The sequence below is a fragment of the Bacillus sp. OTU530 genome, from assembly GCF_038440375.1.
In genome coordinates this window covers 22,458-35,660 of record NZ_JASATP010000025.1, presented here as the reverse complement: position 1 = coordinate 35,660, position 13,203 = coordinate 22,458, and the positions used below count along the sequence as shown (strand labels likewise).

15 protein-coding genes are annotated in these 13,203 nt (G+C 40.0%); 7 read left to right on the top strand and 8 right to left on the bottom strand.

Annotated features, from left to right (window positions below):
* Nucleotides 1-256: 256 nt before the first annotated feature.
* Entirely contained in the window at nucleotides 257-1,162 is a 906-nt protein-coding gene (locus AAHB12_RS18270) for a sugar ABC transporter substrate-binding protein (protein WP_342046372.1), read from the top strand.
* Between the two features lie 178 nt (nucleotides 1,163-1,340).
* Here the strand turns inward: AAHB12_RS18270 and AAHB12_RS18265 are convergent, their stop codons facing one another.
* The 4 genes from AAHB12_RS18265 to AAHB12_RS18250 are packed head-to-tail and all read right to left on the bottom strand — an operon-like array spanning nucleotide 1,341 to nucleotide 5,513.
* Nucleotides 1,341-2,447: a GerAB/ArcD/ProY family transporter gene (locus AAHB12_RS18265; protein ID WP_342046342.1), complete on the bottom strand. Its 1,107-nt coding sequence runs from the start codon at nucleotides 2,445-2,447 to the stop codon at nucleotides 1,341-1,343.
* Between the two features lie 14 nt (nucleotides 2,448-2,461).
* On the bottom strand, nucleotides 2,462-2,653 hold the full coding sequence (locus AAHB12_RS18260) for a hypothetical protein (RefSeq protein ID WP_342046341.1): 192 nt from the start codon (nucleotides 2,651-2,653) through the stop codon (nucleotides 2,462-2,464).
* Between the two features lie 47 nt (nucleotides 2,654-2,700).
* Nucleotides 2,701-3,879, bottom strand: coding sequence for a Ger(x)C family spore germination protein (locus AAHB12_RS18255; protein WP_342046340.1), 1,179 nt, complete (start codon nucleotides 3,877-3,879; stop codon nucleotides 2,701-2,703).
* A gap of 56 nt (nucleotides 3,880-3,935) precedes the next feature.
* A complete protein-coding gene (locus tag AAHB12_RS18250; protein ID WP_342046370.1) occupies nucleotides 3,936-5,513 on the bottom strand; it encodes a spore germination protein in 1,578 nt (525 codons plus the stop codon).
* Nucleotides 5,514-6,217: 704 nt separating this feature from the next.
* Between AAHB12_RS18250 and AAHB12_RS18245 the strand changes: the two genes are divergently transcribed.
* The gene (locus AAHB12_RS18245; RefSeq protein WP_129731221.1) at nucleotides 6,218-6,445 is read left to right on the top strand and encodes a Spo0E family sporulation regulatory protein-aspartic acid phosphatase; all 228 of its coding nucleotides are present in this window, start codon (nucleotides 6,218-6,220) and stop codon (nucleotides 6,443-6,445) included.
* 58 nt (nucleotides 6,446-6,503) lie between these two features.
* Entirely contained in the window at nucleotides 6,504-7,004 is a 501-nt protein-coding gene (locus AAHB12_RS18240) for a GapA-binding peptide SR1P (RefSeq protein ID WP_342046339.1), read from the top strand.
* 102 nt (nucleotides 7,005-7,106) lie between these two features.
* Here AAHB12_RS18240 and AAHB12_RS18235 read toward each other — a convergent pair whose 3' ends face one another.
* Together AAHB12_RS18235 and AAHB12_RS18230 are read right to left on the bottom strand one after the other, a co-directional pair.
* Nucleotides 7,107-8,351: a replication-associated recombination protein A gene (locus tag AAHB12_RS18235; RefSeq protein ID WP_342046338.1), complete on the bottom strand. Its 1,245-nt coding sequence runs from the start codon at nucleotides 8,349-8,351 to the stop codon at nucleotides 7,107-7,109.
* A 282-nt stretch (nucleotides 8,352-8,633) separates the two neighbouring features.
* Nucleotides 8,634-9,197, bottom strand: a complete 564-nt coding sequence (locus AAHB12_RS18230; RefSeq protein WP_342046368.1) for an MFS transporter — start codon at nucleotides 9,195-9,197, stop codon at nucleotides 8,634-8,636.
* 21 nt (nucleotides 9,198-9,218) lie between these two features.
* Here AAHB12_RS18230 and AAHB12_RS18225 point away from each other — a divergent pair, with 21 nt between their 5' ends.
* Nucleotides 9,219-9,338 (top strand): fumarylacetoacetate hydrolase family protein, encoded by a 120-nt coding sequence (locus AAHB12_RS18225; protein WP_342046337.1) that lies wholly within the window; start codon nucleotides 9,219-9,221, stop codon nucleotides 9,336-9,338.
* Between the two features lie 49 nt (nucleotides 9,339-9,387).
* Here AAHB12_RS18225 and AAHB12_RS18220 read toward each other — a convergent pair whose 3' ends face one another.
* Together AAHB12_RS18220 and AAHB12_RS18215 are read right to left on the bottom strand one after the other, a co-directional pair.
* On the bottom strand, nucleotides 9,388-9,876 hold the full coding sequence (locus AAHB12_RS18220) for a hypothetical protein (protein WP_129731198.1): 489 nt from the start codon (nucleotides 9,874-9,876) through the stop codon (nucleotides 9,388-9,390).
* The gene (locus tag AAHB12_RS18215; protein WP_342046336.1) at nucleotides 9,873-10,076 is read right to left on the bottom strand and encodes a hypothetical protein; all 204 of its coding nucleotides are present in this window, start codon (nucleotides 10,074-10,076) and stop codon (nucleotides 9,873-9,875) included. The genes AAHB12_RS18220 and AAHB12_RS18215 overlap by 4 nt, the downstream gene beginning before the upstream one ends.
* Before the next feature lie 327 nt (nucleotides 10,077-10,403).
* Here AAHB12_RS18215 and cymR point away from each other — a divergent pair, with 327 nt between their 5' ends.
* The 3 genes from cymR to mnmA are packed head-to-tail and all read left to right on the top strand — an operon-like array spanning nucleotide 10,404 to nucleotide 13,134.
* Entirely contained in the window at nucleotides 10,404-10,820 is a 417-nt protein-coding gene (cymR, locus tag AAHB12_RS18210; RefSeq protein ID WP_129731192.1) for a cysteine metabolism transcriptional regulator CymR, read from the top strand.
* Nucleotides 10,821-10,854: 34 nt separating this feature from the next.
* On the top strand, nucleotides 10,855-12,000 hold the full coding sequence (locus tag AAHB12_RS18205; RefSeq protein WP_342046335.1) for a cysteine desulfurase family protein: 1,146 nt from the start codon (nucleotides 10,855-10,857) through the stop codon (nucleotides 11,998-12,000).
* Nucleotides 12,001-12,018: 18 nt separating this feature from the next.
* Nucleotides 12,019-13,134, top strand: coding sequence for a tRNA 2-thiouridine(34) synthase MnmA (gene mnmA, locus AAHB12_RS18200; RefSeq protein WP_342046334.1), 1,116 nt, complete (start codon nucleotides 12,019-12,021; stop codon nucleotides 13,132-13,134).
* Nucleotides 13,135-13,203 lie beyond the last annotated feature (69 nt).

The following is a 13,203-nucleotide window of genomic DNA, read 5'->3' as shown; positions in this document are numbered from 1 at the left end:
CGGAATTAGCTCTTGCATGTTTAAGTTGACCGAACTATTAACCATTGATAAGGATAATCCTTTTAATTATGTGCCTAACTTCTATGTTAATTACAAGTTAAGTGGTCGTTTTAATATGAATTAAGGCCCGATACGGCACTATATAAGGGGGAAAAAAGGTGAAAAATAGTTGGTCGGTTCCATTAATTTGTGTAGTTGCTCTCTTCATGTTGATAGGTTTTACAATTACGGCTTTTAAAAAAGTGATAAACCTAGGATAGTTGTCGTTTTGAAACAATTAAATGACGAGTATTGGAAAACCATTCAAGCAGGAGCAGAAAAAGCTTTTGATGATTATAATATAGATGGAGAAGTAATTGCACCTAATTCTGAATACTCGTCTGAAAAACAGCTTGCAATGTTAAAGATCATTTTGAAGAGGCATCCAGATGCACTAATTGTTGCACCAACGGATCCGTCTGCGACTATTCCTGTGTTGAAGGAATATCAGAACAAAAATATCCCTACATTAATGGTAGATACAGATGCTGGATGGGAGAAGCAAACAACCTATATTGGAACCGACCACTATGTCTTAGGAAAAAAAGCAGGAGAACTATTGGGCTCTATGCTGCAACCGGGAGATCAGGTAGCTCTTATCCGCGGAATGTCAGTGAGCTCAGTCGCGAATGAGCGAATAAAAGGAGCGAGAGAGGCATTAGAAGCTGTCGGAGCTGAAATTGTTACAGAGCAACTAGGATACGATCGATTTGGACAGACCAAGCCGGTAATGGAGAGCATTTTGCAGAGCTACCCTGATATCAAAGGTGTATTTGCTACAGATGACGTACTGGCTTTACATGCATTAAGGATAATCGAGAAAAAAGGTCTAAAGATTCCTGTCATCGGAACAGACGGAACGAGGGAAATGTTGAAGCTTATTGAAGGGGAACGGCTAAGTGCTACTTTGGCGCAGAATCCTTATGATATGGGATATGTAAGTGTTAAACAAGCATTGAGATCCGTTAAGGGAGAGCCCATCGAGAAAAGGATTGATAGTGGGATTGATATTATCACTAGTGATAATGTGGAGGATAGGCTGAGTTTCCTGGCCGAAATATTAAAGTTTAAAGGATATTTAAAGAACACTTATTTTTATATAGTGTTCTTTTTCACACTGTAAGAAAGTATAAACTTTTAGCTGGAAGACAATTCGACGTAGCGAGAAATTTTAGGAATACAGTATAAGTAAGGCTACGCCTCTGTCTTCGCTCGGGGGCAGGGCTCGTCAATCGGTGAGTATCCAAGTAAGGTATAGGAATGAATGTGCATCCTATCTTGCTGCGGCTCCTATTACAATATCAATTTTTACTCCTTTCCAAAAACTTCAGTTTCACCTTAGCTATTATGAAAAGAAACAATGGCATACAAAGACCAAACGCGAGAGAATAGGGTGTCCAAATATTTGCAATAAAGTTAATCAAATAACTCATATCGGGTGCTATCACAACAGCTAGGACCATCAGGATCATGGCGAATGGAAGAGTCAGAGAGCGATAATCATGCATTTCCAACGTCTGAGCGAGCACTAATGCGGATACATAATAACAAATCTGCAGCTTGAAAAAGGTAGTAATAATCCATAAGCCAGCCATAATGGTCTCTATTCGTTGGAAAAACCTGCCGACATCGATTTTTTGAGCCAATATATAGCTGGGAAAATGTTCATTTTCTGCTGCTTCAGCTCCCAAAACTAGTATAGTCAGCAGGGTAATTGAGAAGAGAATGATTCCCCCTATTATACTCCCTGTTAAAAAAGCTCTACCTGCTTCCTTAACCCGATTCACATAGGGGAATATCATTAAAAATAAAACAAGCTCCAGATAAGGAAAACCCAGTTGCATAAAAACAGCATGAAGGATAGGGTTTGCCCCTTTTGCAAATATAGGTTGAATGTTTTCAAACTCCATTTGCGGAGAAACAAAGATAACTATCGTAAAAAAAAGAATACAAACCCAGGGAAAGAAGATTTCAGAAGTACGGGCCATATTTTCTAAGCCGTATTGCACCCCCATAATGACGATGCCTAACAAAAGGATATGTATCGACTCAATCGGCGTTTCCGGCATCATGGTCGATGTAAAGAAATTACTGATCTGCCGGAGTGTAATAACACAAAGGAAAACTGTATAAGTGAAGAATAAAAGCGATAGTGTTTTTCCTATCCACTTCCCTAAAATTTCTTGGCTGTATTCAACCAAGGTCATATCTGGAAAAAGATTTCCTAGTGCTTTGTATAACCATGCCAGCAAAAGCCCTAATCCAGCAAGGATGATAGCGGTTATCCAAGCATCTTGCTTTGCTTCCGCAGCAATAAATTTTGCCAGTAGGAGAATGGAACTGCCAATCATAAATAGGATGATGAAAATCATAAACTGGCGGGGGGCAATTTTACCGCTCTCTTGCATCTGTATCACCTGTTTCACTTGAATATGTTAGAAATAATCTTGCTATAAGGCTGGAAGATAGCTGTAATTCCCTCAAGTGGGTTTGGAAGACTTACCTCCATCTGCTCCAAAATATTTAGGACAATACCCAGAAGCAGTAGGGAAGAAAACACCCATAGATCTTTTTTATGATTTTTCTTCAAAAGGGAAGGAATCTTAATGAACATGATGATAACTCCTACGATTATTATTCCCGCAATAGACCACATCTAAATTACTCTTCTATCCTTTCCCGAAATGATTTTTTAGTTACAAATACACGTCGAATATCGGCTTTCACTGCTACATTGACTTGCAAATCCGGAAACTCCTGATCCCAATCCTTTTGCACCTTTTCCAAATATTTAGGATTGGTACGGTTGACTACATCTCTAAATCCGAAAATATCAGATTTGTATTTTTTTTGCGCTGCTTTTAGTGCTGCTGCAATGGTCCTTTTTATAGTTTTTTCCGTTAATTTCTCTAATTGAGTAATCGTTTCTGGTTTTGATAAATCAATAGCACATTGTGCATCAGCTACATTGCCTTCGAGACTAATCTTGATATTTATTTGAGGTGTATCGTTTATTTTCTTGAATTGAGTCTCTTCTTGAGTACGAAGCACTTCCACATTTATATTCTTCTTCCCTCGGGAGCAAGGAAAGACAACACTCGTGCTACTTATCTTACCCTGAGTATAGTTATATCCTTTACTTTCCTCTTCATTTAACCAACCGACCAGCCGATCCTTTTTAAACACGGCAAGACCGTTATATTGCAACTTAGCACTGGGATCAATTTGTTGCCCATTTTTTGTAGTTTCACCTAGATTGCGATTTCCTTGTACCTTAATGCCTGTGAGTACGGCTTCTTTTCCATTACTAATGATATCTGACATAAACTGATCCATTCTGACGGAAACTGTTGTCCCCCAAGCTTTAGATGAGTTATCTAGAGAACGTTGCATTTTATTGGCGGGAATCCTATCTATGACGGTATAAACCTTAAGGATATCCTCAGCCTTTGTTCCTCTAGCTATCACTACAAAAAAATCCCTTCGATATTGATGGTCTCTGGATATGTGGTCTAATACATCGCTTAGTCCTTCTTTTGCCAATTCTTCACTGATGATAAGCATTTGTAGTTGTCCCGTATAAATTTTTCTTGTACTGGAGGTTATCATTTTTCGATCAGCAGCCTGTATACCGTTCCCCGTTTCTTTAAACAAAGTAACAGGAGCATCGCTCGAAGCAGCACCTCCTTTGGCAGCAATCGCTCCTGGATTAACGATTTGTTGAGAAATTAAAACTTTATTTCCCTTTTTATCCAATCCCATGGCCACAGTGACCGCAAGTTCATTCAATTCCACCCGACTCCAGCAGCCGGTAAGTATAAACAACATGGTTATTAACATCAGCCATACGACCAGTCCTTGTTTCGTAACTACTCCCCCTTCCTTTGTATTAATTTTTAAGTTTTTCTACGTGACTGCTGGGTAGAAGAATCATCTTCACGGCTGACATTCCTTTGACTCACAAATCGAGGCCTTGAGAACATTCCCCACCAAGGTGCACGAAAAATCGCATCTTTTTGATCAGTCATCACCATAGGGGCAAATGGTGCCATATAGGGAACTCCAAACGAACGTAATTGACATAAGTGCTGCATGACAGCGATAATCCCTACAATAACACCCAAAAATCCGAAGGAAGCAGCCAACCCCATCATCCCAAAGCGCAGAATTCTGACAGAAATGGCCAAATTATAGGCAGGAATGATGAAGCTGGAAATAGCTGTGATAGATACTACGATGACCATTGAAGCCGAGATGATTCCTGCTTCTACGGCTGCTTGTCCAATCACTAAGGCCCCCACAATGGATACCGCCTGGCCCACCGCTCTTGGCATGCGAATCCCAGCCTCTCGCAACAGTTCGAAGATTAACTCTGTTAGTAGTGCTTCAATAAATGCCGGAAAAGGCACTCCTTCCCGTTGGGCCATTAGGCTAAATAATAGTCCAGGAGGCAACACTTCTTGATGAAAAGTCGTAATCGCAATATATAAAGACGGCGCCAGTAAGGCAATGAAGAAAGCCAAATAACGCAGCAAACGCAGAAGCGTAGCAATATCTGATCGCTGATAATAATCCTCCGCCGCCGAAAAGAATTGCGAGAAGATGACCGGCACCAAAAGGACAAAGGGGGTTCCATCCACAAAGATTGCAATCCGTCCCTCTAAAAGCCCGGCAGCAATGACATCAGGCCTTTCTGTATGAAACACCGTGGGAAAAACAGTGTATGTTTCATCTTGGATTAACTCTTCGATATAGCCGCCTTCCAAGATACTATCTATTTCAATCCTGGTAAGCCGTTTCCGTACTTCTTCAACGACTTTTTCATTCGCAATCCCTTGGATATACATGATGTTAACAGTAGTTTTCGTTACTCTTCCTATTGTTAGGTTCTCCAACCAAAGGTTAGGATCTTTAATTTTTCGCCGGACCAATGCGGTATTCGTCCGGATGTTTTCGGAAAACCCCTCTTTCGGGCCACGGATGACTGTTTGGGAAGAAGGCTCCTGGACACCGCGGTCTTCCCATCCTTTCAAACCAACTATCAGACCTTGAGAATATCCATTCAATAGGATGGCAGCATCCCCCGATAAGATGGAGGGAAGCAAGGCTTCAAAATCTGAAACATCCTTGACGTTCCCCACTGGGAGAAGCTCTTTCAGTAGTTGAAAGGTAAACAACTTAGAGGGATGGTCTAAACTTACATCATGTTCTTGTATATCCAACATTAAAGATTCCATGATAAACTGATTGACAGATTGAGCATCAGATAAACCTTCCGTAAAGACTAGCGCTATTTTGATCTCTCTTTTCTTTCCGATGCCAAACTCCCTTATGACAATATCTGGGCTATTTCCAACTAGTTTTCTAATCGTTCGGATGTTTTCTTGAAGATTAGTTTTTAAAGGTGTGCTTTCCTTTATATGTTGATTGTTAGGGCTTGAAGTAGAATTAAATCTCTGGATCATTTTGAACATACCCAAAGGATATCATCCCCTATTTACTTCTCGATTGTTATTCGTTCCCCAGATGCCTGAAGCATGTTTATTTCACTGGAGGAAAGCATGAGTTTCCAGTTAGAAGTCATTCGACGTAGTCAGAAATGCATGCACTTGCAAATTTCTTCTTCTTAGGCTTTGAATGTTTGTTTTATATGCTTTAGTTAATTTAACCAATCAGTTTCTCCCTATTCAATTTGTTGCTAAATCGCGTGACAGTATGAAATGTATGTATATGTGCAACACAATCGATAGGCTAATAGGACACAGTGACGTATGTACGATGACACTATGAAGCGCGCTTAGAATCATTCGATAACCGTATTGACAAACAATATTAGTAAAGTTATAATTAATTCACAAGGTAACTTAGTAGACAAGTAGTCAACAGGACAATAGGCAGGTATGGTAAATGGAAAGATTGTAATTGTTCAGAAAGAGTGGAAGTCATCGAGGAATCCATTGAAAGAACGTATCTTTTACTTTATCGAACTGCTTAGATCAAAAGTACTTTTGAAAGCGCTTCATGAAAGCGTTTGATATAAGAAGTTACCTTCAGCTTTGCAATACAATTCCAGCGATTACACTTATTCAGAGAGTAGAAATTTGTGCTGGTTTTATAAAGAGGGATTAGTTTCTATAGATTAACAACATTGCTAAACAGCAGAAAGGAAGTAACAGCCATGATTTTGAGAAATGCACTAGCTCTAAGGGAGAGTATAAACGAGTATCGTGAGAGTATGCACGAGGTAGCAAAGAAGAAGGGGATTTCTGATCCGTCTGTTATCCAAATCAGTAAACAATTAGATGGGAAAATCATTATGTTGCAAAAAATTATATCTGATACTCATACTCCAGCTTTAGCAAAAATCAAGTCTTATTATCACGATGAGACAAGTCTAAGTTTGTAAATATCAATTACATGTTATCAAATAAATTTTTCTAGAAAAAATGTTAGGGGGAGAAGAAATGATAGTTGAGAAATTGAAGGTAAAACAAGGTACGATTATCTGCCAGGTGTGTGAAGATGTGATCGATACAGTTGATAGCCCAGAAGGAGTTAAAACATGGTACGGAGTGTGTAAGACTTGTTCTAAAAAGAAGGTTAGTCATGTTTTGAACAAGCAAGAGTTAGGGGGAGAAAAAATGATGGTTGAGAAATTGAAGGTAAAACAAGGTACGATTATTTGCCAGGTGTGTGAAGATGTGATCGATACAGTTGATAGTCCAGAAGGAGTTAAAACATGGTACGGGGTGTGTAAGAGTTGTTCTAAAAAGAGGGTTAGTCATATTTTGAACAAACAAGGGTTGGGGGGAGCAAAAATGATGGTTACGAAATTGGAAGTAAAACAAGGTACGATTATTTGTCAGGTGTGTGAAGGCGTAATCGATGTAGTTGATAGCTCAGAAGGAGTTAAAACATGGTATGGAGTATGTAAGGGTTGTTGCAAAGGGAACAAACGCTCTTGACTGATGTAATAGGTTGTTTTCTTTCGCATCACAAACATCCCTCCTGAATAAATAGTATGGGCTTTTTGCCAACTGTCTACTCAAGAGGGATAATATCATATTCTAATTATCCCCGTAATACCTTTTATAGATTTTTGCTTCTACTCCTGAATTTTGAGGTCGGTAAAAATCAATGCCATCAGAATTATCAAGATATTTCATATTATTAAAAGGGTGGTCTATCGGATTTTTATAGGTTTTACTTCCTTGCTTAATATCGTTCGGTACTTCTTGGGCTTTATTATTCTTAACGAAATCTAAAGCGCTGTTGATTGCTTTATAAACTGAATTTGACTTGGGGCTCTCACAGATAAATACAACCGCTTGAGCTAAGGGAAGCCTTCCTTCAGGTGCACCTATAAATTCAACCGCATTCTTTGCGTTGATCGCCGTAGTTAAAGCATGAGGATTTGCCATTCCTACGTCCTCTACAGCATGAACAACAATTCTTCGGGCAATATACATTGGATCTACTCCGGAATAAAGCATTCTGGCTAGCCAATACAAGGCAGCATTGGTTTGGCTCCCTCTCATTGATTTGATAAAGGCAGACATCAGATTATATTCATCGTTAGTATTAATTGAGTTAATTCTCTTTTCATAGGCTTCTTTTATTAAAGCAAGGTCTATATTTTTTCTTTCCTCCAATGAAAAATATGCCGTTTCAACTGCACCTAATGCATCCCGAATGTCACCATCACATATATCGGCTAAATAATCAATTGCATCATTTTCAATGACAATATCGGATACACCTAGACCTCTATCAGCATCGTGAAATGCTGTTCTTACAATTTCTTTGATTTCCTGGTTTTCAAGTTTTTTAAAGGTATACACCCTGCATCTCGAAACAAGAGGTGGTATTATGGAATGCATTACACTTTCTGTTGTTGCCCCAATCATAATAATTGTTCCATCTTCAACAGCCGGAAGAAGGGTCATTTGAACATTCGACTTCATCGCATGAATCTCATCAATAAAAACCACTGTTTTTTTATCGTATAGCTTTAGGCTTTCTTCTGCTTTTTGAATGGTTTCTCTTAGCTCTTTCACTGAGAGAGAAACAGAATTCAGTTTTACAAAGTCCGAATTTGTTTTTTGACTGATTATATGTGCTAGGCTTGTTTTACCTGTAGATGGGGGACCTTGCAATATCATTGATGTAATTCTATCTTGTTCAATAAGATTTCTTAATATTTTTCCCTTGTCCAATAGATGTTTTTGACCGTAAAATTCCTCCAAATTTTCTGGTCTCATCCTTTCGGCTAAAGGTTTATTCATATTATTTTGTAGATCGAATAAATCCATACAATTATCTCCAATCATTAAGAAGGATTCCAATATTAATTATAACTTTATTTAATAAATCCCTCCAATGAAATGGAAGAAAATCGAATTTGGACTAACAGGAATCAAATGATAAATTGTGCTACTTAAAAGGTATAAAAAAACCTGTTCTCCTATTCACCGTAAGGAAAGCAGGTTTTTTACACTATTAGAAGGTGTAAATTTCCATATGGATGCAAATTCGACGTAGATTCGGAAATTTTAGGAGCACAGTATAAGGGCAGAACCCGCCAGTCGGCGAGTTTAAATTAATTGTGGTTTTTCCGGGCTAGCTACACTAATATTATTGGAATTTTTATTAACTAGCGATAAGGCAAGAGCGGCGCATGCCCCAGGCAGGGCGAATACAAGGAAACATAAGGTAATAGGGAAATTTAGTGATAAAAGCATACCGCCTAATGTAGGCCCTAACATTCCTCCTAATCTTCCAACTCCATTGGCAAGTCCTATTCCTGTCGATCTAACATTTGCAGGGTAATATTGTGAAACGAAAGCATTCAGTAAGCTTTGGTTCCCCATTGTACAAACACCTGCAATAGAAATTAAGAAATAGAGGAAAAACATATTACTTTTGATTCGAAGAAGCGCAAGACAAATTGCACCAAGGACATAAAGACCTGCTATTAATTTTTTAGACCCTTTTCGATCCGCGATAACTCCTATAATAACAGTTCCCATTAAAGCGCCGCCATTTAGAAAAATTGCAAACCCTAAGCTGGAAATTAAAGGGTAGCCAGCATTTTGCATTAATTTTGGCAGCCAAGTATTTAATCCGTAAATCATCAATAAACCCATAAAATAAACAATACAGAAAAGGATTGAAAAATTTTGGAGCCAGGGGATGTTTTGGCCACTGGTTCACCTTCTGGCAGTTGCCCACTGAAGCTAGGGGATGTTGTCTCTGTGGAAGTTGAGAATATTGGTAAGCTATGTAATTATGTAAAATAGCAGATTTTGCAAATGGAAGGGCGATTTCCACGAAAGTGAAATCGCCTTATTATTTACTTGCGAAGTTGGATGTCTCTAATGTAGCAATGATTTTTCTAATAATTGCGGCAAGCGCAATCCCCAGAAAGCAGAACAGCATTGGCAGCCAAACAGGACCAAGTAATACATTCCATATTTTTAGCGTATCACTGTACATAATCCCAACTGTCGCCATATAGGCTGGGATCACAAACAATAAGGTGGCGTAGGGAGAACGTCCTCCCCCTGCATCTTTAAAGGCATCCCAAATGGCGAACATATAAACGCAAGGATAAAACATTAACCATTGGTAATCTACAGCTGTTATCGCTGCTGTTATATCGCCTTTGAAACTAAGCAGAATGATTGTATTTAATCGCGCCATATGATTGATTGTCAATTCTAAAAGGATGAATAGAACTCCTTTCAAATATCTCCGATTCAGCAGTTGACCAAAACCAGGAAGTGCTATGCTCCATAATAATTTTTCAATTCTCTCTTGACGCAAAATATTGATCATGTCGCACCTTTAATTAAAGCGCTCTGTTCAAACGCATTCGGTATCTTGTTTAGCCAGTGATTTTTAATCATGAATGCTGTATCCTCAAGGATATTGAGAAGGTACCGTAGGATGCAATTTCCCATGCTGTCAATTACATACTCGCTCCAAATTGGAAAAATTCCAGGTGAAGATAGTCCAATGTTATGTTTTGCTTCCATATCCCCTTTTCCTTCCAAGGTATAATTAGATTATACTGTATTTGTTTTCTTATATATTATCATGCCCTGTAAATTGAATTACCTTCCACAAATGCTGCATTATATTTTCCATTTACTATTATAGAGAAGATAAAAGAGAGACGATTTGGTACAATCTTTTTAAGGCTGTGAGAGACGAATTCTTGAGATGGAACGTTTTTGTATTGTATACATTTCGCTGCAAACACTTGAAATGCTTTGTCTTCTTATTTTATGATATAATTTTCATGACTTGAGATTTTCAATCTTTCTTATATAAATTAGGGTTAGAAAGAGGTGAATGATTTTATGAAAATTTCTACAAAGGGCCGTTATGGCTTAACCATTATGATAGAGCTGGCAAAGAAGTACGGAGAAGGTCCGATTTCTTTAAAGTCTATTGCGCAGGCACATGATTTGTCCGAGCATTATCTAGAGCAGCTGATTTCTCCACTGCGCAATGCGCGCCTTGTAAAAAGTACGCGCGGTGCTTATGGCGGGTATGTGCTAGCAAATCAGCCGGCAAACATTACGGCAGGAGATGTCATTCGTGTGCTGGAAGGACCGATCAGCGTCGTGGAAATGATTGACGAGGAGGCACCTGCGCAGCGCCAGTTATGGACGCGTATTCGTGATGCTGTTCAGGAAGTGCTAGATAGTACAACGCTAGAGGATCTAGTACGATACGATCAGGAAAATACAGGTGGATATATGTTTTATATTTAACGGAGCGTGAAACAATGAGGAGAGGAGGGATGATATGGAGCGTATTTACCTAGATCATGCAGCAACGTCGCCGACGCATCCGAAGGTTGTCGAGAGCATGCTTCCTTATATGACAGAAATCTTTGGGAATCCGTCAAGCATCCACTATTATGGGCGGCAAAGCCGTCATGCAGTCGATGAGGCTCGTCGTGCTTGTGCAAAAAGCATCGGTGCTCAGCCAAATGAGATTATTTTTACATCGGGCGGAACGGAGGCCGATAACCTTGCATTGCTTGGCGCAGCAAGAGCGAATCGTTTTCGCGGCAATCATATTATTACAACTGCGATTGAGCATCATGCTGTGTTACATACGTGCAAACAGCTTGAAAAGGAAGGCTTTCGTGTAACTTATCTGCCAGTTAATGAGATAGGGCGCATCAGCATCGATGATATGCGGCAGGCGCTTACGGATGAAACGATTGTTGTGACGGTTATGTTTGGCAACAATGAAATAGGTACTATTCAGCCGATTCAGGAAATCGGGGAGCTGCTTCGGGAGCATCCTGCTTATTTCCATACAGATGCGGTGCAGGCGTACGGTCTTTTATCCATCAATGTAAAAGAGCTCGGCATTGATCTTCTCTCTATTTCTGCCCATAAAGTGAATGGACCAAAGGGAGTCGGCTTTTTATATGCCGGCCAGCATGTTAAGTTTGCGCCGCTTGCCTTAGGCGGAGAACAGGAACGAAAGCGCCGTGCCGGAACAGAGAATGTGCCCGGTATTGTTGGGATGCACCGAGCTGTATTGCTTGCTGAAGAGACGCGTGAGCAAAAAATGCAGCAATATCGTTCATTTAAGGATATAATGATATCTGTCTTTCATGAGGAAGGCATTCTATTTGAGGTAAACGGAGGTTTAGAGCAAAGCTTACCGCATGTGCTCAATGTGAGCTTTAAAGGAATGAATGTCGAGCCGTTTCTCGTAAACCTAGATTTAGCAGGAATTGCTGTCTCTAGCGGCTCTGCTTGCACGGCTGGTTCCATTGATCCATCACATGTGCTTGTGGCAATGTTTGGCAAACACTCCGATACAATACGTTCATCAATCCGCTTTAGCTTCGGTCTCGGCAATAGTGCGGAGCAGATAGAAAAAGCGGCTTACGAAACAGCGAAAATCGTGAAGCGGTTGGCGCAAAATTAAACAGCGGAGGTGATGAAGATGAACAAATTACCTCACGATACACGCGTTGTCATTGGGATGTCGGGCGGCGTTGATTCTTCGGTTGCGGCATTGCTTTTAAAGCAGCAAGGCTATGATGTTATCGGCATTTTTATGAAAAACTGGGATGATACGGATGAAAATGGCGTTTGTACGGCAACTGAGGATTACAACGATGTCATTCAAGTATGTAATCAAATCGGGATTCCGTATTATGCAGTCAATTTCGAGAAGCAATATTGGGACAAGGTGTTTACGTATTTCCTGGATGAATACCGCGCGGGACGCACACCGAATCCTGATGTAATGTGTAATAAGGAAATTAAGTTTAAGGCGTTTTTAGAGCATGCGTTAGCGCTTGGAGCTGATTATGTGGCAACGGGCCACTATGCGCGCGTGGAATACCGCGATGGTGAGTATAAGATGCTGCGGGGCGTTGATGAAAATAAGGATCAAACCTATTTCTTAAATCAGCTTGGCCAGGAGCAGCTAGCTAAAACAATGTTTCCGCTCGGCAGCTATAATAAGCCGGAGATTCGTAAAATTGCGCAGGAGGCGGGCCTTGCTACTGCAACAAAAAAAGATAGCACGGGCATTTGCTTTATCGGTGAGCGCAATTTTAAGGAGTTTTTAAGCAATTACTTACCAGCTCAGCCAGGTGAAATGTGGACACTGGACGGTCGAGTAAAAGGGAAGCATGATGGTTTGATGTATTATACGATTGGACAACGTCATGGCCTAGGGATTGGTGGCGACGGTGATCCTTGGTTTGTTGTTGGCAAAAATCTAAAAGATAATGTACTGTATGTTGATCAAGGTTTTCATAACGAGCTATTGTATGGTGATGAAGTAATCGCAGTCAACATGAGTTGGGTGAGCGATCTTCCAAAGCAACAGGAATTCAGATGTACAGCGAAGTTCCGCTATCGTCAAGCTGATAATGCGGTCACTGTTCACGTGTTAGACGAGGGTAAGGTTCGTATTGTGTGTGATGAGCCGATTCGCGCAATCACACCAGGCCAAGCCGTAGTGTTTTATGACGGTGAAGAATGTTTAGGCGGCGGTACAATAGATGAAGTGTACCGAAACGGTGAAAAACTTTCGTATTTAGCATAATTGTAGAGACCTCAGCCTTTTCATAGGCTGGGGTTTCTTCTATGATGGAAGAAGAAGAAATTTTTGATA

What these genes read in the sequence shown, in the direction of transcription:
- AAHB12_RS18265 (WP_342046342.1), bottom strand. Translation starts at nt 2,447, where the DNA reads ATGCAAGAGAGCGGTAAAATTGCCCCCCGCCAGTTTATGATTTTCATC.
- AAHB12_RS18260 (WP_342046341.1), bottom strand. Translation starts at nt 2,653, where the DNA reads ATGTTCATTAAGATTCCTTCCCTTTTGAAGAAAAATCATAAAAAAGAT.
- AAHB12_RS18255 (WP_342046340.1), bottom strand. Translation starts at nt 3,879, where the DNA reads ATGTTAATAACCATGTTGTTTATACTTACCGGCTGCTGGAGTCGGGTG.
- AAHB12_RS18250 (WP_342046370.1), bottom strand. Translation starts at nt 5,513, where the DNA reads ATGTTCAAAATGATCCAGAGATTTAATTCTACTTCAAGCCCTAACAAT.
- AAHB12_RS18245 (WP_129731221.1), top strand. Translation starts at nt 6,218, where the DNA reads ATGATTTTGAGAAATGCACTAGCTCTAAGGGAGAGTATAAACGAGTAT.
- AAHB12_RS18240 (WP_342046339.1), top strand. Translation starts at nt 6,504, where the DNA reads ATGATAGTTGAGAAATTGAAGGTAAAACAAGGTACGATTATCTGCCAG.
- AAHB12_RS18235 (WP_342046338.1), bottom strand. Translation starts at nt 8,351, where the DNA reads ATGGATTTATTCGATCTACAAAATAATATGAATAAACCTTTAGCCGAA.
- AAHB12_RS18220 (WP_129731198.1), bottom strand. Translation starts at nt 9,876, where the DNA reads ATGATCAATATTTTGCGTCAAGAGAGAATTGAAAAATTATTATGGAGC.
- AAHB12_RS18215 (WP_342046336.1), bottom strand. Translation starts at nt 10,076, where the DNA reads ATGGAAGCAAAACATAACATTGGACTATCTTCACCTGGAATTTTTCCA.
- cymR (WP_129731192.1), top strand. Translation starts at nt 10,404, where the DNA reads ATGAAAATTTCTACAAAGGGCCGTTATGGCTTAACCATTATGATAGAG.
- AAHB12_RS18205 (WP_342046335.1), top strand. Translation starts at nt 10,855, where the DNA reads ATGGAGCGTATTTACCTAGATCATGCAGCAACGTCGCCGACGCATCCG.
- mnmA (WP_342046334.1), top strand. Translation starts at nt 12,019, where the DNA reads ATGAACAAATTACCTCACGATACACGCGTTGTCATTGGGATGTCGGGC.